Origin of the sequence: Chromobacterium sp. Beijing, assembly GCF_021496765.1 — a bacterium.
Taxonomy (GTDB): domain Bacteria; phylum Pseudomonadota; class Gammaproteobacteria; order Burkholderiales; family Chromobacteriaceae; genus Chromobacterium.
On sequence record NZ_CP053750.1, the window covers coordinates 3,018,105 to 3,036,323 of the forward strand.

Below are 18,219 nucleotides of genomic sequence, written 5' to 3' on the forward strand. Positions count from 1 at the left end.
GTCATTTTCGCGCCAGACGAAAACGGCGGCTGCGACGCAGCCAGTCCCGCTGCCGGGCGGCGTCCGCGGCGCGCGAACGATAACGCAAGGCCACGTATTCGCTCACCAGGGTTTTCAACTGCGCGTATTCCGCTGCCGCCAGGTCGGGCTTGGCGCGACGCAACAGCTCCAAGGGCCCGTCGCAAGGACCGGCCTCTATCCGCCGCCGGCGCAATTGCGCCAACAACAGCCGCCAGCCCCTCGCCATCGGCTCCTCGCGTCCGCGCCCTCGCCACCACCACCAGGCCAGCGGCAAACCCGCCAGCAAGACGCCGACGAACAGGGCCTGCAACACGCTGCTCGCGCTCACGCTCTCGCCCAGCCCCAAGCGTTGAAACACATTGCGCTGCCGCGCGGCATCGTAGCCCACCACCCATTGCTGCCAGGCGAAACCCGCGGCCTGCCAGTTCTGGCGCAGATTGCGCAACCAGGCCGGCGGCAAACCCGCCATCCCGCGCTCCCTCAAGGCCGGCACACTCTGTTCCGCGCCATCCGCCAGGCGCAGCGGCGCCACCGCGCTGGTGGGATCGACGCGCAGCCATTGCCGGCTTTCCGCCAGCCAAATCTCCACCCAGGCGTGCGCGTCGGACGACCTCACCTGCCAGAAACGCCCCACCGGATTGTATTCTCCGCCCTGATAACCGACGACAATCCGCGCCGGCATGCCTGCGGCGCGCGCCAAAAACGCCAGTGCCGACGCGTAATGCTCGCAAAAGCCCTGCCGGCTGGAAAACAGGAATTGATCGACCTCGTCTTGCCGGTCCAGCAAGGGCGGATTCAGCGTATAGCGAAAGCCCTGGCTTCGAAACGCTTGCAAGGCGGCCTGCGCGAAAGCGCCCTCCCCCCCGCCGCCAGCTCTCGCGCCCAAGCGCGCGCGCGTGGATTGCCGGGCGGCAAGCGCAGGTAAAACGCGCGCTCGGACTCGGACAAACCCGCCTGATAACGCGCGCCTAAGCGGCTGATGGCGTAAAAACGCTGAGTCCTCCTGTCCTTGGCGTCCCCGCGCAATACCATGCCGTACCGCAAACGCGACGCCTCGTCCGGCAGCGGCACATCCAGCGCCGGCAAGCGCCCCTTGTCCGGCTCCAGCGTAACCGCGTACTCCACCGTCTCCCCGCCGCTGACGCCCTCCGCTCCCGCGCCGCGCGCCTCCCCGTCGCCGCTCCAACGGCTGCCGTCGAAGCGGTCCAGCAACAAGACCCGCCAGTACATCTGCTCCCGCGGCGGCGCCCGTTGCGGGAACACCGCGGAAAACGCCGGTTCCCGGCTCAGAATCAGCTGGCTGACGCTGCCCGGCTCCAGGCTGTCGCCCAGGCCGCTGACCGCCTGCCTGCCCGGTTCGCTGGGCATGCTCCACAAGGGGCCGGACAGCCGCGGCATGATCACGAACAAGACCAGCATCAAGGGCAGCGCCAGGCCCAGGGCCGACGCGGCGGAGCGCAAGCTGCCGCGCCATGGCGCGCCCTCCAGCGCCGCCATCGCGCCGGTCAGCGCCAACAAACTCACGGTCAGCCAGGCCGCGGCCAACGGCGACTGGTCGAACAGCAAGGGCATGGCGGCCAGAAACACCCCCAGGGCGATCAACACCCGCCAATCCCGCAACTGAGCACACTCCTGCGCCTTGAACCCCAGCAGCAACAGCAAAATGCCGACACCGCCCTCGCGCCCCACCAGGGTGCCCAGCGTACGCCAGGACAGCCAGGCGGCCAGCAGCAAAGGCGGCAACAACCACCAAAACGCCGGAGGCACTCTGCGCCGCCAGACCAAGGCCGCCTTGCCCAGCAATAAGGCGAAAGCCAAGGCGACCAGCCAAAACGGCAGATGCAGCCATAGCGGCGCGGCGCTCAAGGCCACCGCGGCCAGCGCCGGCCACACTCTGGCGCGATCAGGAACGCTCATCGCCGCGCTCCAGATACAGGGCCAGAGCCGTCAGCGCCAATAAACGCTGTTGCGGCTGCGGCCCCACGCTGCGCGCCGGCAGCTTCAGCACATAGGGCTGGCGCTGGCGCTCGCACTGCTCCACGCGCCAGGCCAGGCGCGACAGCTTGAGCTCCACATCGCCGCCTCGGCCGTAATCCTGCCAGTCCAAGGCCAGCAAACCGGCCCGCCCTTCCCCGGCGAACTGCTTGCTGACCAGCGCGCCGCGGCGCGCCAGCACTTTCCAGGCGATGCGGCGCGGCGAATCTCCGACTCGATACGCGTCCAGATGGGAGAAGTCCTCCTCCTCGCCCGGAAGCTCGCAGGGCTGATCCCCGCCGCCCTGGCTGCGGCCGCGCTGGCCATCCTGCAAAGGCGCGGGAAACAGCAGCACCTGGGCCCTCAGCCTGACCCAGGCGCTGGCGCGCACCAGGCCGAACGGCGCCTCGCTCCAGACCTGGCAAGCCGGCAGGGCCATATAGCCGCGCCGGCTGCCGCAAACGCTCAGCTCCACCTCGAACTCCGCTCCGCCGGGTAGACGGTCAATCCGGGTTTCCATCCCCTCCTCCAGCGCCAGGCTCAGTTGACGCTCGCCCTCGTCCTCATGCTTCAACAAGACGCGGAAACGCGCGGCGTCGCCGGCGAAGACCGGCTCCGCGTCCAGCGCGCGCAGCTGCAGGCCGGCCAGCTGCCGGTAAGCCAAGAGCACGGCCACCAGCAATAAACCGGCCACCCAGAACGACAGCGCGTAAGCAAGGCTGACGTCGTAGTTCAAGGCGCCTATCCATACCGCCAGCGCCACCAGGCCCAGCGTCATGCCGAAACGGGTGGGCAGCAGATAGATGCGGTTTTGCTCCAGCCGGCAATGCTGCTGCGGCGTCGCGCGGCGCAACATCCATTGCCGCAGACGGCGACGCGGATCAAGGAATGGGAACATGGGCGAGCAGGCCGCTGGCGGCGTCGCCGCCGTTTCCCCGAGCAGGCGATGGCCGGCCACGCTGGGAAAGACCGCTTTCACGTCCTCCGGCAGCACGTGATCGCGCCCTTCCAGCAAGGCCCAGGCGCGCGCCGCAGCCGCCAGCGCCAGACCGGCGCGCGGGCTCAGCCCCGAGGCGAAGCGGCTGTCGCGGCGCGTGGCTTCGACCAAGGCCAGCACATAGCCGGCCAAGGCCGGACTGACGGTCAGTTCCGCGGCCTGGCGCTGCAGCGCGATCAACTCGCCGGGACGCAGGGCCGGCACCAGCTTGGCCAGCAGCTGACGGCGGTCTTCGCCTTGCAGCAAGGCCAGTTCGGCCTCGCGCGGCGGGTAGCCTAGGGAGATGCGCATCAAGAAGCGGTCCTGCTGCGACTCCGGCAACGGAAAAGTGCCGGCCTGCTCGGCCGGGTTCTGGGTGGCGATGACGAAGAAGGGCTCGGGCAAGGGATAGGTGGCGCCGTCGACCGAAACCTGGCGCTCCTCCATTGCCTCCAGCAAGGCGGACTGGACCTTGGGCGAGGCGCGATTGATCTCGTCGGCCAGCAGCACCTGGGAAAACACCGGGCCTTGATGGAAATGGAAGGAGGCGGAATCGCGCTGATAGATATTGACGCCGAGAATGTCCGAAGGCAGCAGATCGCTGGTGAACTGCACCCGGCGATATTCCAGGCCCAAGACCCCGGCCAGACCGTGAGCCAACGTGGTCTTGCCCACGCCGGGCACGTCCTCGATCAATAAATGACCCCGGGCGATCAGACAGGTCAAGGCCAGGCGGATCGCCTGCGGCTTGCCCAGGATCAGCTGATTCAGTTGACGATACGCAATGGAGAGAGATTGCATTTGCACCTGCTAACGCGCACTATTTATCGATATCGGATATCCTGCGTTCATTGTACGCAACAAGGAATCGCACGTGTTGACCTGGCTGAAAAAACGCTTGCAGCGTTCAGGCCTCACCGCCTACATCTCCCATCCCGAATGCCTGCAACACAATATGGGCGTCGGCCACCCGGAATGCCCCGAGCGCCTGATCGCCATCCGCGATCAATTGATGGCCTCGCAGATTCTGGACGGGCTGCAAGAGATCGAAGCGCCGGAGGTCACCGAACAGCAACTGGCCCGCGTGCATCCGCCCCACTATCTCGAATACCTGGAATCCTGCTCTCCCAGCATAGGCACTTTTCGCGTGGACCCGGACACCGCGATGTCCGCCGGCACGCTGCAAGCCGCCCGGCGCGCCGCCGGCGCCGTGGTCAAGGCGGTGGAACTGGTGGCGGAGGACAAGGCGCCCAACGCCTTCTGCGCGATCCGCCCGCCCGGCCATCACGCCGAAAGCGGCAAGGCAATGGGCTTCTGCTTCTTCAACAATCTGGCGATCGGCGTCACCCACGCGCTGGCCCATTATCAGTTTGAACGGGTGGCGGTGATAGATTTCGACGTCCACCACGGCAACGGCACCGAGGAAATCCTGCGCGACGATCCGCGGGTCTTGATGGTGTCCATCTTCCAGCACCCCTTCTATCCCTATAGCGGCGACGAGCCGCTGGGCCCGAACATGCACAATGTGCCGCTCAAGGCCGGCAGCGGCGGCCGCGAGTTCCGCGAGGCGGTGGAAACGGTGTGGCTGCCGCTATTGCACGACTTCCAGCCGCAGATTCTTTTCATTTCCGCCGGCTTCGACGCTCATCGCGAAGACGATATGGGTTCGCTGGGGCTGGTGGAGGCCGACTACGAGTGGGTGACCCGCCACCTGATGCAGATCGCCGACCTCTACGCCGACGGCCGCGTGGTCTCAGTGCTGGAGGGCGGCTACGATCTGTCCGCGCTCGGCCGCAGCGTGGCCGCCCATCTGCGAGTGCTGTCCGACGGCTGAAACAGACCGCGCCAAAACAAAAGGCCGTCCAAGAGACGGCCTTTTCATGGGCTAAGCAAGGCTCAGGAAGAACTCTTGTCCGTCCCCTTGTCGCCTATTTTGTCCTCTTGACCGGTCAAGAGCTTGATCAGATTGGACTTGTGGCGATGCACCACCAGGATGGCGATGATGATGCAGCTGCCGAAGTACACGCTCTGCGGCCCGACGATGAAGTAGGCGTACACCGGCGTCAGCACGCAGGCGACGATGGCGGACAGCGAGGAAATCTTCAGCACGAAGGCGACGAACAGCCAGGTGGCCAGCGCCGCCAGCGCCAGCCACGGGCTGAAGCCCAACAGCACGCCCACCGCGGTGGCCACGCCCTTGCCGCCCTTGAAGCCGAAGAACACCGGCCACATGTGGCCGATCAGCACCGCCAGCGCCGCCAGCGCGATCGCCTGCTCGCCCAGGCCGTATCGCGGCCCGAACCAGGCGGTCAGCGCCACCGCCACCCAGCCCTTGATCCCGTCGCCGAGCAGGGTCAGCGCCGCCGCCAGCTTCTTGCCGCTGCGCAGCACATTGGTGGCGCCAGGGTTGCCGGAACCGTAACTGCGCGGGTCGGCCATGCCCATGGCCTTGCTGACAATCACCGCGAACGAGAGCGAGCCGATCAGATAGGCCGCAACAACAAAGGCAAAAGCTGTCGTGGTCATGGTGTATCCATTAGAATAGAAGGCTTCGGATTTTACGGTATCGGGCGGCAAACCCCAACTCCCAGACAGACTGATGGACATCATATTCCTGCGCGAAGTGCGCGCCGACACCATTATCGGTGTCTACGAATGGGAGCGGAAAGCCCCGCAAACCATTGAAATCGACCTGGAAATCGGCATTCCCAGCGAAGCGCCCTGTCACAGCGACAATATCGGCGACACCATACACTACGGCGTGGTGGTGGAGCGGCTGCGCAAGGCGCTGTCCGAACAGCATTTCCTGCTGCTGGAAGCGCTGGCCGAATACATCGCCAAGGTGATCCGCGAAGACTTCGGCGCGCCCTGGGCGCGCGTCTCGGTCACCAAGCTGGGCATCCTGCCCGGCGTCAAGCGCGTCGGCGTCTTGATCGAACGCGGCCACCGCCCGCGCTGAAGCCGAGCCGCCGGGCATTGACGCCCGCGCCCCGGCGCTTGATGATGTTTAGATCACAGCGCCGGAGCGCCTCATGTCTCGCTTATCCGTCCCGGAATTCCAGAACCTGATCGATCAGGAACTGCCCTTGGTCCGCCTGTTCGGCATCCAAACCGAATCCATCGCCGACGGCGGCGCGGTGTTGCGCATGCGCTTCAACCCGGATCTGATCCGGCCGGGCGGCACCATCGCCGGCCCCGCCTTGATGGCGCTGGCGGACGCCACGCTGTACGCGGTGGTGCTGGGGATGATAGGGCGGGTGGAGCTGGCGGTGACCACCAGCCTCAACATCAACTTCCTGCGCAAGCCGCCGCCGGCGGACGTGATCGCGGAAGGCCGCATTCTGAAGCTGGGCAAACGTTTGGCGGTGGGGGAAGTCTTGCTGCTGTCGGCCGAGCTGGAAGAAGCGGTGGCCCATGTCACCGGCACCTACTCAATCCCGCCTGTGCCCGGACGTTGAAGCGACGCCTTGTTTTAGGGCGCGTTAGACAGTCTCGCGGGCAAGCGCGGGGAACACGCTCTCAGTCGGTGTTCACTTTCAAACGCAAGCCGAACTGCTTGGGCGTCAGACGCAAAGACAGTTGGGCTTGCTTGTTCAGGTCCAGCACCGGAGATAGCGACAAACGGTTGCTGACCGCCTCCCGCTCAAAGCGCAGACCGCCGATGGTAATGTCCTTGCCGGCGTCCCGGGGCGCGGATTTGATCTCCCCGTCGGACGGAGAGGCGCAGGCCCAGGCTTGCGGCAGACACGCCGCCGTGGCGCCCGCGCCCGCCCACAGTCCCAGCCACAACAGCAACAGCTTGCACGCCATGCGCTCCATCTCCGCCAGATGAAATGCGAGAACCTTCTCTCATCATGGACAATGGCGCGCCGGCCGCAAGTTTTTTATTGATTGCGCATGAAGTCGGCGGTGTTGTGAAAAGCCTCGATCAGTTTTTGCTTCAACCAATCTTCGGCCACCAGTTCATCCACCGCGCGGCGCATGCAGGACATCCATTGATCGCGCGCCGCCTCGTCCACCGCAAACGGCATATGGCGCATGCGCAGCCGCGGGTGGCCAAAGGCCTCCATGTACAAGGACGGGCCGCCCAGCCAGCCGGACAGGAACATGAACAGCTTCTGGCGCGAACCGGCCAGATCCTGCGGATGCATGTCGCGCAGCGGCTTGACCGACGGGTCGCTGTCCATGATGTCGTAAAAGCGGTCCGTCAGCCAACGCACCACGCCTTCGCCGCCCAATAATTGGTAGGGCGTCATTTCCCGCACTTCATCGCTCACGCTTCATTCCCCGTCGTCGGCCGCACCAGCGCGGCCGCTGTCCTGGCCCGCTCGCGGGCCTGTTCCACCGTCTCGGCCGTGGCCAGCGCCACGCCCATGCGGCGCTTCAAATAACTTTCAGGCTTGCCGAACAAGCGCAGGTCCGCGCCCGGCACCCGCAAAGCCTGGTCCACGCCGTCAAAAACGATGCCGGCCTCGTCCAGGCCGCCGTATATCACCGCCGACGCGCCGGCGCTGGAGATCTCCGCGTCCACCGGCAGGCCCAGGATGGCGCGCGCGTGCAGCTCGAACTCGGACCAGCGTTGGGTGGCCAGCGTCACCAAGCCGGTATCGTGCGGCCGCGGGCTCACCTCGGAGAACCACACTTGTTCGCCCTTGATGAACAGCTCGACGCCGAACAGACCGCGGCCGCCCAGCGCGTCGGTCACCGCCTTGGCCACTTCGCGCGCGCGCAGCAAGGCCAGTTCGCTCATGGGCTGGGGCTGCCAGCTCTCCACGTAATCGCCGCTGCGCTGCAAATGGCCGACCGGCGCGCAGAAGTGCGTGGCGATGCCGCCCGCGCCGTCCGCCGCGCGCACGGTCAGCTGGGTGATTTCGTAATCGAAATCAATGAAGCCCTCGACGATCACCCGGCCCTTGTCCACCCGGCCGCTGCTGGCCGCGTATTGCCAAGCCTGAGCCACGTCCTCCGGCCCGCGCAACAGCGACTGGCCCTTGCCACTGGACGACATCACCGGCTTCACCAGGCAGGGGTAGCCGATGCCGTCGTCGATTGCGGCTTGCAGTTCTTCCAAGCTGGAGGCGAAGGCGTACGGCGAGGTGGGCAGGCCCAGCTCCTCCGCCGCCAGCCGCCGTATCCCTTCGCGGTTCATCGTCAGATGGGCGGCGCGCGCGGTGGGTATCACCTCGGCCAGACCGTCCGCCTCGATGCGCAACAGCTCGTCGGTGGCGATGGCCTCGATCTCCGGCACGATCAGATGCGGGCGCACTTGCTCCACCAGCCGGCGCAAGGCCGCGGCGTCCGACATGTCGATCACGTGGCTGGCGTGGGCGACCTGCATCGCCGGCGCGCCGGCGTAGCGGTCCACGGCGACGGTTTCCACGCCCAGCCGCTGCAAGGCGATCACCACCTCCTTGCCCAGCTCCCCGCTGCCCAACAACATCACCCTGACGGCACTGCGACTTTGCGGCGTTCCGATACGCATGACGATCTTCCTTGCAAATGAATGGCTTGGCCCGCCGGCGGCGGACGATGGGAATCCGAATCGGCGCGATTTTACCATGCGTCGGGCATCGGCTCGCTTCAGTTCAACCTATCGCTCAGGCGCGGCAGAACGCGAAATCCAGCGCCGGCGTTTCGCCGCTGATGATCTCGGCCAGCGCCCGCCCGGAGCCGGCGCCCTCGGTCCAGCCCAAGGTGCCGTGGCCGGTGTTCAGATACAAGCGCCGCAAGCGGCTGGGGCCGATCAGCGGCACATTGCCCGGGGTGGCCGGCCGCAGGCCGCTCCAGAAACGCGCGCGCTCCCAGTCGCAGGCGTCGCCGAACAAGGCGCGGCCGCGCTGCAGCAGCAAGTCGCAACGCCGCGGCTCCAGATGGGTGGAATAACCGGACAATTCGGCGGTGCCGGCGATGCGCAGCTCGTCGCCCAGCCGCGACACCACCACCTTGTGGGCTTCGTCGGTAATGCTGGTCAGCGGCGCGGCGGCGGCGTCCAGAATCGGCAGGGTGGCGGAATAACCCTTGGCCGGGTACACCGGCAAGCGCAAGCCGGCCTGCGCCGCCAACAAGGGAGAATAAGAACCCAGCGCCAAGACATAGGCGTCCGCCTCTAGCCGCTCGTAAGCGCCGTCGGCCGCGGTGACGGAGACGCCGCTCACCTCCCCATCCGCGCGCTCCAGCGCGTTGACCCGGGTCTGGAAGCGGAACTCCACGCCCCGCATAGCGCAAGCCTGGGCCAGGGCGACGGTGAAGAGATGGACATTGCCGGATTCGTCGTCCGGGCTCCAGCACGCCCCACTCAGTTCAGGCAGAATGCGCGCCAAGGCCGGCTCCCGCTCCAGCGCCTGCAACGGCGTCAGCAGGCTTTTCTCCACGCCCAGCGCTTGCAGCCGCGCGCAGCCGGCCTGGGCCTGGGCCCGTTCCGCATCGGAGAACAGCAGGGTCAGAATGCCCCGCTGCAATTGCTGGTAATCGATGCCCAGTTCCCGGCGCAAACCGCGCAGCGTGTCGCGGCTGTACAAGCCCAGCGCCACCATCTGGCGCATATTGCGCTGGCTGCGTCCCGGCAGGCATTCGCGCAGGAAATCCAGGCCCCAGCGCCATTGCTGCGCATCCAGCCGCGGCCGGAACAGCAGCGGCGCGTCGTCGCGCAACAGCCAGCGCAACACCCGCCACGGCGCGCGCGGATTGGCCCAAGGCTCGGACTGGCTGACTGAGATCTGGCCGCCGTTGGCGAAACTGGTTTCTCTCGCCGCGCCGCTGGCGCGGTCCACCACCACCACCTGGTGGCCCTTCTCCGCCAAAAACCAGGCGGTGGATACGCCGATGACGCCGGCGCCCAGGACAACTACTCGCATCGACTCTCCACAAAAGCCAATGGGCAAGACCCGCTTGCCCATTGGCCGTGCCAGCCGCGATCTGCCGTTACGGCTTCTTCGCGTGCTCGTAAACCGTCTTGCCGCGCAGATGGAAATAGTCCGACGCGAAATAGAAATTCTCGGAATGACCGACGAAGAGCAGGCCGTCCGGCTTCAATAGCGGCGCAAAGCGCTTGAGCACGCCGAACTGAGTGTCGCGGTCGAAATAAATCATCACATTGCGGCAGAAAATGGCGTCGAACTGGCGCTTGACCGACCAGTTGCTCTCCACCAGGTTCAAACGCTGGAAGGTGATCATATTGCGCAGCTGGGCCTTGGCCTGGAAGCTGCCGTCCGGCTGCTTGTCGAAATACTTGGCGGCGTAGCCCGGCGGCAGGCGCGCCACCTTGTCGGCGGCGTAAATGCCCTTGCGCCCGGTTTCCAGCACGCTGGTGTCCAAGTCCGTGGCCAACACGCTGATGCGCGCGCCCGGCACCGCCTCCAGCGCGGTGATCGCCAGCGAGTACGGCTCTTCGCCGGTGGACGAGGCCGCGCACCAGATCGCCAGTTCTCCGCCGGCCGTCGCTTTTTTCTTAAGATGCTCGGCCAGCAGCGGGAAATGGTGTTCTTCGCGGAAGAAGAAAGTCAGATTGGTGGTCAGCGCGTTGACGAACTGTTCGAACTCGCGCTTGCCGCTGATCGACTCCAGGAAATCGACGTAGGCGGCGAAGCCGGGCAGCTTCAGTTCGCGGATGCGACGCACCAGGCGGCCGTAAACCATGTCTTTCTTCGACGGGTTCAACGAAATGCCCGCTTCCTTGTAGATCAGTTTGCGAATGCGCTCGAAGTCGGCGTCGCTAAACGCGAACTCACGGGTGAATTCGATCTTCGGCAAGACGACGGGTGGCGGCTTATTCATTTTGTTGTCCCCATAAAAAAGGCCCGGGCAAAAGCCCGAGCCTGTATTCTACCGCGTCCGGATCACACCGAGAACGACGAACCACAACCGCAGGTGGTGGTGGCGTTCGGATTGCGGATCACGAACTGGGAGCCCTCCAGGCTTTCCTGATAATCGATTTCGGCGCCGACCAGGTACTGGTAGCTCATCGGATCCACCAGGAAGGTCACGCCTTGTCTCTCTATAGCGGTATCGTCTTCATTTGCAATTTCGTCAAATGTGAAACCGTATTGGAAGCCGGAGCAGCCGCCGCCGGTCACGAAGACGCGCAGTTTCAGATCGGGATTGCCTTCCTCGGCGATCAGCTCCTGCACCTTGGAACAAGCGCTTGCGCTGAAGTTGATCGGGGACGGCATTTCAGTTGCAGCAGTAGTCATGTCAAACCTCGCAATTCAGTTCCGGGGCCTTGAGAAACCCGCCAACGGTCCGCTAGCGGCCTGGCTGCGTGCGCGCTGCGGTTTCTCAAACCCCTTCTAAAGCCGGCAGAGCGGCATTCACCCACTATTTTAGTCGGATATTGGGGCCGATGGCGAGTCTTCAAGCGAACTAGTTCTTTCCGCGCATGCGCCGACGCCTCAAGGCAGCAAGGGAACGATGTCCAGTCCGGCCCGCTCCGGCTGGCCGAACATCAGGTTCATGTTCTGCACTGCCTGGCCGGCCGCGCCCTTGACCAGATTGTCTATCACCGACAACACCACCACGGTATCCCCGCCCTGCGGCCTGTGCGCGGCGATGCGGCAGACATTGGCGCCGCGCACCGAGCGCGTCTCCGGATGGCTGCCGGTCGGCAGCACGTCGACGAAGTGCTCGCCCTCGTAGCGGCGCTCGAACAACGCCTGCACATCCACGTCGGCCTTCAGCCGCGCGTAAAGCGTGGCGTGGATGCCGCGTATCATCGGCGTCAGGTGCGGCACGAAGGTCAGGCCCACCGGCTGCGCGGCCGCCCGGCCCAGGCCCTGGCGGATTTCAGGCAAATGCCGGTGACCGGACACGCCGTAAGCCTTGAAGGAATCACCCGCCTCGGCCAGCAAGGCGCCCACCTCCGCCTTGCGCCCTGCGCCGGACACGCCCGACTTGCAATCGGCGATCAGGCTGGAAAGCTCCACCGCGCCGGCTTCGATCAAGGGCAGGAAGCCCAATTGCACCGCGGTCGGATAGCAGCCCGGATTCGCCACCAGCCGCGCGCCGCGGATGGCCTCGCGGTTGATTTCCGGCAGACCGTACACCGCTTCGGCCACCAGGTCCGGCGAGCCGTGGCTCATGCCATACCATTTTTCCCATTCGGCGACGTCCCGGATCCGGTAATCGGCGGCCAGATCCACCACTCGCACGCCGGCGGCCAGCAATTCTCGCGCCTCATTCATCGCTATGCCGTTGGGTGTGGCGAAAAACACCACATCGCAATCCCGCAAGCGCGCTTCGTCGGGCGTGGAGAAGGCCAGATCGATGCGGCCTCGCAAGCTGGGGAACAGGTCGGCCACTTTCATGCCGGCCTCCTTGCGCGAGGTGACCGCGGTCACGCGCGCCGACGGATGGCCCGCCAGCAAGCGCAGCAGTTCGACACCCGTGTAGCCGGTGCCCCCGACGATTCCCACCTTGATCATGCCCATTCCTTTATGTAAAAGCGCGTCGCAAAAACGACAGTGTAGGCACTGCGATGCTGCCTTGCAATATGGATGGGATGGAAGCGGAGAAACGACAGGCAAGAAAAAACCGCCTGGCAAACGCAGGCGGTTTTCTTGAAAACAGAATTCGGCGAATTAACGCTTGGAGAACTGCTTGGCGCGGCGAGCTTTGCGCAGGCCGACTTTTTTACGCTCAACTTCACGAGCGTCGCGGGTCACGTAACCAGCAGCGGACAGAGCCGGCTTCAACGCGGTGTCGAAGTCGATCAGCGCGCGGGTGATGCCGTGACGGATCGCGCCGGCTTGGCCGGTTTCGCCGCCGCCGACAACGTTCACCTTGATGTCGAAGGACTCGAGGTTTTCGGTCAGCGCCAGCGGCTGGCGGATTACCATGCGGCCGGTTTCACGAGCGAAATATTCATCAACGGGCTTGCCGTTAACGATGATCTGGCCCGAGCCCTTTTGCATGAACACGCGAGCAACGGAGCTCTTGCGACGGCCGGTGCCGTAGTAGTATTTACCGTTCATTTCTACGCCTTAAAATCAGATTTCCAGCACTTTCGGCTGTTGAGCAGTGTGCGGATGCTCGGAACCGGAGTACACCTTGAGCTTCTTGATCATGGCGTAACCCAGCGGGCCCTTCGGCAGCATGCCTTTAACGGCTTTTTCCAGAACGCGCTCAGGGAACTTGTCTTGCAGTTCGGTGAAGCTGCGCTCGTAGATACCACCCGGGTAGCCGGAGTGACGGTAGTACTTCTTGTCTTGTGCCTTGGCACCGGTAACGCGCAGCTTCTCGACGTTGACCACGACGATGAAATCGCCGGTATCTACGTGCGGGGTGTATTCCGGCTTGTGCTTGCCACGCAGGCGACGGGCGATCTCAGCAGCGAGGCGGCCCAAAACCTTGTCGTTGGCATCGACCACAAACCAGTCGCGTTTAACCTCATGCGGCTTGGCAGAAAAGGTCTTCATGGAACTCTTCCATCGTAATTCTTGAAAGTTACGGATTCTATTACAGCCCCGATCCAGCTGTCAAACCCTTGTGAGACAACAGAAATCCGGCTACTTGACGGCGGTGCTCGCGCAGAGGAGAAAATGCAGGCGGAATAAGGGAATTAGCGGCGGCGGGACAAAAAAAAAGCGCAACATCTAGCTTTGTTGCGCCAAGTTCCACCTAAAGAAGGAGGATGGAGGAGACAACACCAAAACGCACACTTTGCATGCCACGTCCTGATGCAGGTTTCATTATCTGCATAGGTTTGCTTCATTGCAAGGCTTTTTGTGCATTGCACTATAAAGCGTGGCTTTTTACGCCACATCTGGCTGGAGTCTCTGTTAAATCAAGGACAAAAGCACTGCGGCACTGCAAGGAAAAAATAAGGCGATTTCATTTTTCACCCTGATTTCCCCGCCTGGCAACGCTAAGGCGGGAGCCCTGCCCCCGCCACGCTGTCTGACAATCGGCAAAAGCTTACAGCTTGAGCGCCGCCGCCAAAGCCACTTCCATCATGTCGCGGAAAGTGGTTTGACGCTCTTCGGCGCTGGTGGCCTCGCCGGTGGGGATGATGTCGGACACGGTCAGAATGCCCACCGCGCGCGCGCCGTATTGCGCGGCCACGCTGTAGATGCCGGCCAGTTCCATCTCGATCACCTTGACCTGCATCTTGTCCAGCACTTCCAGCATATTGGGCTGAACGCCGTAGAACAGGTCGGCGGAGAACACATTGCCCACCGTCACCGGCTTGCCCTGCTCCGCCGCGGTGTCCACCACGGCGCGCAGCAGGCCGTAATCGGCGATGGCGGCGTAGTCGTGGTCGTTGAAGCGCATGCGGTTGACCTTGCTGTCGGTGGACGCGCCCATGGCGACGAACAGTTCGCGCAGCTTGATGTCCGGCGTCACCGCGCCGCAGGAACCGATGCGGATGATGTTCTTGACGCCGTAGTCCTTGATCAGCTCGGTGGTGTAGATGCTGGCGGACGGAATGCCCATGCCGTGGGCCATCACCGACAGGCGCTTGCCCTGGTAAGTGCCGGTGTAGCCGAACACATTGCGCACCGTGGTCACCAGCTTGGCGTCTTCCAGGAAGGTTTCCGCGATCATCTTGGCGCGCAGCGGATCGCCGGGCATCAATACGGTTTCGGCAAAATCGCCCGGCTGGGCGTTGATATGCGGGGTCGCCATCGTCTTTAGTCTCCAGATTCAAAAGAGCCCCGGCGCACAGACGCCGGGGCGTGCGTCATTCAGCCTCGCCTCACAGGAAGGACTGGCCGTAATCCATAGGGCTCAGGCCCAGGTGGGCCGCCACGGTCTGGCCGATGTCGGCGAAGGTGGCGCGCTCGCCCAGCGAGCCCGCCGGCACCTTCTTGCCGTAGCACAGCACCGGAATATGTTCGCGGGTATGGTCCGTGCCTTCCCAGGTGGGGTCGCAACCGTGGTCGGCGGACAGGATCAGGATATCGTCGTCGCCCAGCGCCGCCATCACTTCCGGCAGCCGCGCGTCGAACTCCTCCAGCGCGCGGGCGTAGCCGGCGGTGTCGCGGCGGTGGCCGTAGCTGGAGTCGAAGTCGACGAAGTTGGCCATGATGATGGCCGGGCGTTCGCCATGGTCGCGCATCGCGCCCAAGGTGGCGTCCCACAGCTGGTCGAAGCCGGTGGCCTTGTGCTTGTGGGTGATGCCGACATGGGCGTAGATGTCGGCGATCTTGCCGATGGACACCACGTCGCCGCCGGCCTTGGCCAGCTTTTCCAGCACTGTGGCCGCCGGCGGTTCCACCGCCAGGTCCTTGCGGTTGCCGGTGCGCACGAACTGGCCCTTGCCCTCGCCGACGAAGGGCCGCGCGATGACGCGGCCGATATTGTAGGGCTCCAGCAGTTCGCGGGTGATCTTGCACAGCTGATACAGCCGCTCCAGCCCGAACGTCTCTTCATGACAGGCGATCTGGAACACCGAGTCCGCCGAGGTGTAGAAGATGGGCTTGCCGCTCTTCATATGCTCCTCGCCCAGACGGTCCAGGATTTCAGTGCCGGAGGCGTGGCAGTTGCCCAGATAGCCGGGCAGCTCCGCCTTGGCGACGATGGCGTCCAGCAGCTCCTGCGGGAAGCTGTTGTCGTGATCGCTGAAATAGCCCCAGTCGAACAGCACCGGCACGCCGGCGATTTCCCAATGGCCGGACGGCGTGTCTTTGCCGCTGGACAGCTCGCGCGCGTAACCGTAAGCCGCCACCGGCTCGGCCGGGTCCATGCCTTCCGGGAAATAGCCGGAGGACAAGCGGCAGGCGTGGCCCAAGCCCATGCGGGACAGATTGGGCAGGGTCAGCGCGCCGTGGCGGCCGACGTTGGCGCGGCCGGCGGCCGCCTCCATGGCGATGTGGCCCAGCGTATTGCTGCCGGCATCGCCGAACTGCGGGGCGTCGGCGGCGGCGCCGATGCCCAGCGAGTCCAGAATCAGAATGATGGCTCGTTTCATATTGCCGCTCCGGGATTACTGCTGGCGAATCTTCTGATAGACCAGCGGCAGCGCGGAAGGTGCCGCGTCTGCCAGTTGGATCGCCGCCTTGAGGCGGCGCTCCGCGTCGGCGAAGCTGTTTTCGTCGGCCGCATGAATATAAGCCAAGGGCGCGCCGGCGTCGATGCGCTGGCCCAGCTCGACGAAGCGGGACAGACCAACGCGGAAGTCCAGCTCGTCGCTGGGCAGGCGGCGTCCGCCGCCCAGCGCGCACACCGCCATGCCGATGCCGCGGGTGTCCATGCCGCCGACGAAGCCGGCGCGTTCCGCAAACACCGGGCGCACGATGGGCGCGGCCGCCATATGGGAATCATAGTTCTCCATGAAGTCGGCCGGGCCGCCCAGCGCGGCCACCATGCGGCCGAAGATCTCGGCGGCGCGGCCGGAATCCAATGCGGTCTGCAGCTTATCGCGCGCCTCGGCCTCGTCCTTGGCCAGCTTACCCACCACCAGCATTTCGGCGCACAGCGCCATGGTCACTTCATGCAAGCGCGGATTGCGCTCGTCGCCCTTCAGATAACGCACCGCCTCGCGGGTTTCTATGCTGTTGCCGGCGGTCCAGGCCAGAGGCTGGCTCATTTCGGTGATCAGCGCGCTGGTGGCCACGCCGGCGCCGTTGCCCACCTTGACGATGCGCTCGGCCAGCTCCACGGATTTCTCCATCGTCGGCATGAAGGCGCCGGTGCCGGCCTTCACGTCCATCACCAGGGCGTCCAGGCCGGCTGCCAGTTTCTTGGACAGGATGGACGCGGTGATCATCGCCACCGATTCCACCGTCGCGGTCACGTCGCGCACCGCGTAAACGCGGCGGTCGGCCGGCGCCAGGTCAGAAGTCTGGCCGATGATGGCCACGCCCACGTCCTTGACCACGCGGCGGAACTCGTCCGGGCTGGGGAAGGGGTTGTAGCCGGGAATCGCCGACAGTTTGTCCAGCGTGCCGCCGGTATGGCCCAGGCCGCGGCCGGAGATCATCGGCACGAAGCCGCCGCAGGCGGCCACCATGGGCCCCAACATCAGCGACACCACATCGCCGACGCCGCCGGTGGAATGCTTGTCCACCACTGGGCCCGGCAAATTAAGGTCGCCCCAGTGCATGCGACGGCCGGAGTCGCGCATCGCCAAAGCCATGTGCACGTTTTCTTCCAGCGCCATGCCGTTGAAGTACACCGCCATGGTCAGCGCGGAGATTTGGCTGTCCGCCACGCTGCCATCGGTAATGCCGGCAACGAACTGCTGGATGTCCTGTTGCGACAGCGCCTGGCCGTCGCGTTTCTTGCGAATGATTTCCTGAGGCAAAAACATGGCATTCTCCCTGCCTTGCGCCTGCCGCGGCGAAACCCGCCGCGAGCAATAAATAATGGCCGGGACCCACGCCACGGCCAAGAATTAAGAGCCGCTAACAAAACCGCTTAGCGCACCTGAGGCAAGGCGCACCGACGCAGGCAGTACTTGAGTACGACAAGTCGGTGCAACGCAGCATCAGGGGTTTTGTCAGCGGCGATGAAACGGCGAGCGATCAATAGCCGCTGATCGGCTTAACCTCGCCCCCTTCAATTTCCGCCTGCAAATTGCCCAGCAGGCCGGAAGCACCGAAACGGAAGCGCTCGGCGCTCACCCAGCCCGCGCCCAGCAGATGCTCGGCCAAGTCCAGGTATTCCGCCGCCTCGGCCGCGGTGCGCACGCCGCCTGCCGCCTTGAAGCCGCAAGCGCCGCCGGTTTCGCGGATGGCGGACAGCATCACGCCGGCCGCTTCCAGCGTGGCGTTCACCGGCACCTTGCCGGTGGAGGTCTTGATGAAATCGGCGCCGGCCTGGATCGAGATCAGGCTGGCCTCGCGGATCAGCGCCTCGTCCTTCAGCTCGCCGCTCTCAATGATGACTTTCAGCGTCTTGCCTTCGCAGGCGTCCTTGCAGGCCGCCACCAGTTGCGCGCCCACCTCGCGGTTACCGGCCATCAGCGCGCGGTACGGGAACACCACGTCCACCTCGTCCGCGCCGTAGGCGATCGCGGCGCGGGTTTCCGCCACCGCGACGGCGATGTCCTCATCGCCGGCCGGGAAGTTGGTGACGGTGGCCACTTTGACCTCGGGGCAGCCGGCCTCGCGCAGGGTTTTCTTGGCGATGGGCACGAAGCGCGGATACACGCAGACCGCGGCCACGGTGCCGGCGTCGCTCTTGGCCTTGCGGCACAGCGCGGCGACCTTGTCATTGGTGTCGTCGTCGTTCAGCGTGGTGAGATCCATCAGGGACAGGGCGCGGCGGGCCGCGGCGATCAGTTCGGACATGAGCTAACAAACCTTTCAAAA

At 64.8% G+C, this 18,219-nt stretch carries 20 protein-coding genes and 1 pseudogene; 3 read left to right on the plus strand and 18 right to left on the minus strand.

Going from position 1 to position 18,219, the window contains the following annotated elements; translation table 11 throughout:
- Position 1 precedes the first annotated feature (1 nt).
- The 4 genes and pseudogenes from HQN78_RS14035 to HQN78_RS14050 form a co-directional block, all read right to left on the minus strand.
- Positions 2-856 (minus strand): transglutaminase family protein, encoded by an 855-nt coding sequence (locus HQN78_RS14035; RefSeq protein ID WP_235084368.1) that lies wholly within the window; start codon positions 854-856, stop codon positions 2-4.
- Positions 817-1,938, minus strand: coding sequence for a DUF3488 domain-containing protein (locus HQN78_RS14040; protein ID WP_235084370.1), 1,122 nt, complete (start codon positions 1,936-1,938; stop codon positions 817-819). Before HQN78_RS14040 ends, HQN78_RS14035 begins: the two co-directional genes overlap by 40 nt.
- Positions 1,925-2,893 carry a DUF58 domain-containing protein gene (locus tag HQN78_RS25880; RefSeq protein ID WP_370646611.1) on the minus strand — a complete coding sequence of 323 codons (969 nt, stop codon included), beginning with the start codon at positions 2,891-2,893 and terminating at the stop codon, positions 1,925-1,927. Before HQN78_RS25880 ends, HQN78_RS14040 begins: the two co-directional genes overlap by 14 nt.
- Positions 2,894-2,917: 24 nt before the next feature.
- A pseudogene (locus HQN78_RS14050) lies at positions 2,918-3,772 on the minus strand (AAA family ATPase); the annotation flags it as partial.
- A 73-nt stretch (positions 3,773-3,845) separates the two neighbouring features.
- Here HQN78_RS14050 and HQN78_RS14055 point away from each other — a divergent pair.
- Positions 3,846-4,805: a histone deacetylase family protein gene (locus HQN78_RS14055; RefSeq protein ID WP_107798142.1), complete on the plus strand. Its 960-nt coding sequence runs from the start codon at positions 3,846-3,848 to the stop codon at positions 4,803-4,805.
- 62 nt (positions 4,806-4,867) lie between these two features.
- Here the strand turns inward: HQN78_RS14055 and plsY are convergent, their stop codons facing one another.
- Positions 4,868-5,497, minus strand: a complete 630-nt coding sequence (gene plsY, locus HQN78_RS14060) for a glycerol-3-phosphate 1-O-acyltransferase PlsY (RefSeq protein ID WP_107798141.1) — start codon at positions 5,495-5,497, stop codon at positions 4,868-4,870.
- Between the two features lie 73 nt (positions 5,498-5,570).
- On the opposite strand from plsY, the gene HQN78_RS14065 reads away from it, so the two are divergent.
- Positions 5,571-5,930: a dihydroneopterin aldolase gene (locus HQN78_RS14065; protein WP_048415680.1), complete on the plus strand. Its 360-nt coding sequence runs from the start codon at positions 5,571-5,573 to the stop codon at positions 5,928-5,930.
- 73 nt (positions 5,931-6,003) lie between these two features.
- Entirely contained in the window at positions 6,004-6,429 is a 426-nt protein-coding gene (locus HQN78_RS14070; protein ID WP_235084374.1) for a PaaI family thioesterase, read from the plus strand.
- A 61-nt stretch (positions 6,430-6,490) separates the two neighbouring features.
- On the opposite strand, the gene HQN78_RS14075 is transcribed toward HQN78_RS14070, so the two are convergent.
- From HQN78_RS14075 to deoC, 13 genes are all read right to left on the minus strand, one after another.
- Positions 6,491-6,781 carry a hypothetical protein gene (locus HQN78_RS14075; protein ID WP_235084375.1) on the minus strand — a complete coding sequence of 97 codons (291 nt, stop codon included), beginning with the start codon at positions 6,779-6,781 and terminating at the stop codon, positions 6,491-6,493.
- Positions 6,782-6,855: 74 nt separating this feature from the next.
- Positions 6,856-7,248 carry a group II truncated hemoglobin gene (locus HQN78_RS14080; protein WP_227106904.1) on the minus strand — a complete coding sequence of 131 codons (393 nt, stop codon included), beginning with the start codon at positions 7,246-7,248 and terminating at the stop codon, positions 6,856-6,858.
- A complete protein-coding gene (gene purT / locus HQN78_RS14085) occupies positions 7,245-8,453 on the minus strand; it encodes a formate-dependent phosphoribosylglycinamide formyltransferase (RefSeq protein ID WP_235084376.1) in 1,209 nt (402 codons plus the stop codon). Before purT ends, HQN78_RS14080 begins: the two co-directional genes overlap by 4 nt.
- 115 nt (positions 8,454-8,568) lie before the next feature.
- Positions 8,569-9,825: a D-amino acid dehydrogenase gene (locus tag HQN78_RS14090; protein ID WP_235084377.1), complete on the minus strand. Its 1,257-nt coding sequence runs from the start codon at positions 9,823-9,825 to the stop codon at positions 8,569-8,571.
- Between the two features lie 67 nt (positions 9,826-9,892).
- Entirely contained in the window at positions 9,893-10,744 is an 852-nt protein-coding gene (locus tag HQN78_RS14095) for a CheR family methyltransferase (RefSeq protein WP_107798136.1), read from the minus strand.
- 62 nt (positions 10,745-10,806) lie between these two features.
- Positions 10,807-11,139 carry an iron-sulfur cluster insertion protein ErpA gene (gene erpA / locus HQN78_RS14100; protein ID WP_197083112.1) on the minus strand — a complete coding sequence of 111 codons (333 nt, stop codon included), beginning with the start codon at positions 11,137-11,139 and terminating at the stop codon, positions 10,807-10,809.
- A gap of 219 nt (positions 11,140-11,358) precedes the next feature.
- The gene (gene argC / locus HQN78_RS14105; RefSeq protein WP_107798135.1) at positions 11,359-12,387 is read right to left on the minus strand and encodes an N-acetyl-gamma-glutamyl-phosphate reductase; all 1,029 of its coding nucleotides are present in this window, start codon (positions 12,385-12,387) and stop codon (positions 11,359-11,361) included.
- Positions 12,388-12,543: 156 nt separating this feature from the next.
- Complete coding sequence (rpsI, locus tag HQN78_RS14110; protein WP_019102900.1) at positions 12,544-12,936, minus strand: 30S ribosomal protein S9; 393 nt, start codon at positions 12,934-12,936, stop codon at positions 12,544-12,546.
- Between the two features lie 15 nt (positions 12,937-12,951).
- Complete coding sequence (rplM, locus tag HQN78_RS14115) at positions 12,952-13,380, minus strand: 50S ribosomal protein L13 (protein WP_019102901.1); 429 nt, start codon at positions 13,378-13,380, stop codon at positions 12,952-12,954.
- Between the two features lie 499 nt (positions 13,381-13,879).
- Positions 13,880-14,590, minus strand: a complete 711-nt coding sequence (deoD, locus tag HQN78_RS14120; RefSeq protein ID WP_235084378.1) for a purine-nucleoside phosphorylase — start codon at positions 14,588-14,590, stop codon at positions 13,880-13,882.
- A gap of 70 nt (positions 14,591-14,660) precedes the next feature.
- The gene (locus HQN78_RS14125) at positions 14,661-15,875 is read right to left on the minus strand and encodes a phosphopentomutase (RefSeq protein ID WP_235084379.1); all 1,215 of its coding nucleotides are present in this window, start codon (positions 15,873-15,875) and stop codon (positions 14,661-14,663) included.
- 15 nt (positions 15,876-15,890) lie between these two features.
- Complete coding sequence (gene deoA / locus HQN78_RS14130; RefSeq protein WP_107798133.1) at positions 15,891-17,216, minus strand: thymidine phosphorylase; 1,326 nt, start codon at positions 17,214-17,216, stop codon at positions 15,891-15,893.
- Positions 17,217-17,430: 214 nt separating this feature from the next.
- Positions 17,431-18,198 (minus strand): deoxyribose-phosphate aldolase, encoded by a 768-nt coding sequence (gene deoC, locus HQN78_RS14135; RefSeq protein ID WP_107798132.1) that lies wholly within the window; start codon positions 18,196-18,198, stop codon positions 17,431-17,433.
- Between the last annotated feature and the right edge of the window lie 21 nt (positions 18,199-18,219).

Coding starts and splice junctions, on each gene's coding strand:
- HQN78_RS14090 (WP_235084377.1), bottom strand. CDS start 9,825: ATGCGAGTAGTTGTCCTGGGCGCCGGCGTCATCGGCGTATCCACCGCC.
- HQN78_RS25880 (WP_370646611.1), bottom strand. CDS start 2,893: ATGTTCCCATTCCTTGATCCGCGTCGCCGTCTGCGGCAATGGATGTTG.
- deoA (WP_107798133.1), bottom strand. CDS start 17,216: ATGTTTTTGCCTCAGGAAATCATTCGCAAGAAACGCGACGGCCAGGCG.
- HQN78_RS14075 (WP_235084375.1), bottom strand. CDS start 6,781: ATGGCGTGCAAGCTGTTGCTGTTGTGGCTGGGACTGTGGGCGGGCGCG.
- deoC (WP_107798132.1), bottom strand. CDS start 18,198: ATGTCCGAACTGATCGCCGCGGCCCGCCGCGCCCTGTCCCTGATGGAT.
- rpsI (WP_019102900.1), bottom strand. CDS start 12,936: ATGAACGGTAAATACTACTACGGCACCGGCCGTCGCAAGAGCTCCGTT.
- HQN78_RS14095 (WP_107798136.1), bottom strand. CDS start 10,744: ATGAATAAGCCGCCACCCGTCGTCTTGCCGAAGATCGAATTCACCCGT.
- deoD (WP_235084378.1), bottom strand. CDS start 14,590: ATGGCGACCCCGCATATCAACGCCCAGCCGGGCGATTTTGCCGAAACC.
- HQN78_RS14065 (WP_048415680.1), top strand. CDS start 5,571: ATGGACATCATATTCCTGCGCGAAGTGCGCGCCGACACCATTATCGGT.
- plsY (WP_107798141.1), bottom strand. CDS start 5,497: ATGACCACGACAGCTTTTGCCTTTGTTGTTGCGGCCTATCTGATCGGC.
- rplM (WP_019102901.1), bottom strand. CDS start 13,380: ATGAAGACCTTTTCTGCCAAGCCGCATGAGGTTAAACGCGACTGGTTT.
- argC (WP_107798135.1), bottom strand. CDS start 12,387: ATGATCAAGGTGGGAATCGTCGGGGGCACCGGCTACACGGGTGTCGAA.
- HQN78_RS14070 (WP_235084374.1), top strand. CDS start 6,004: ATGTCTCGCTTATCCGTCCCGGAATTCCAGAACCTGATCGATCAGGAA.
- erpA (WP_197083112.1), bottom strand. CDS start 11,139: ATGCCGTCCCCGATCAACTTCAGCGCAAGCGCTTGTTCCAAGGTGCAG.
- purT (WP_235084376.1), bottom strand. CDS start 8,453: ATGCGTATCGGAACGCCGCAAAGTCGCAGTGCCGTCAGGGTGATGTTG.
- HQN78_RS14125 (WP_235084379.1), bottom strand. CDS start 15,875: ATGAAACGAGCCATCATTCTGATTCTGGACTCGCTGGGCATCGGCGCC.
- HQN78_RS14040 (WP_235084370.1), bottom strand. CDS start 1,938: ATGAGCGTTCCTGATCGCGCCAGAGTGTGGCCGGCGCTGGCCGCGGTG.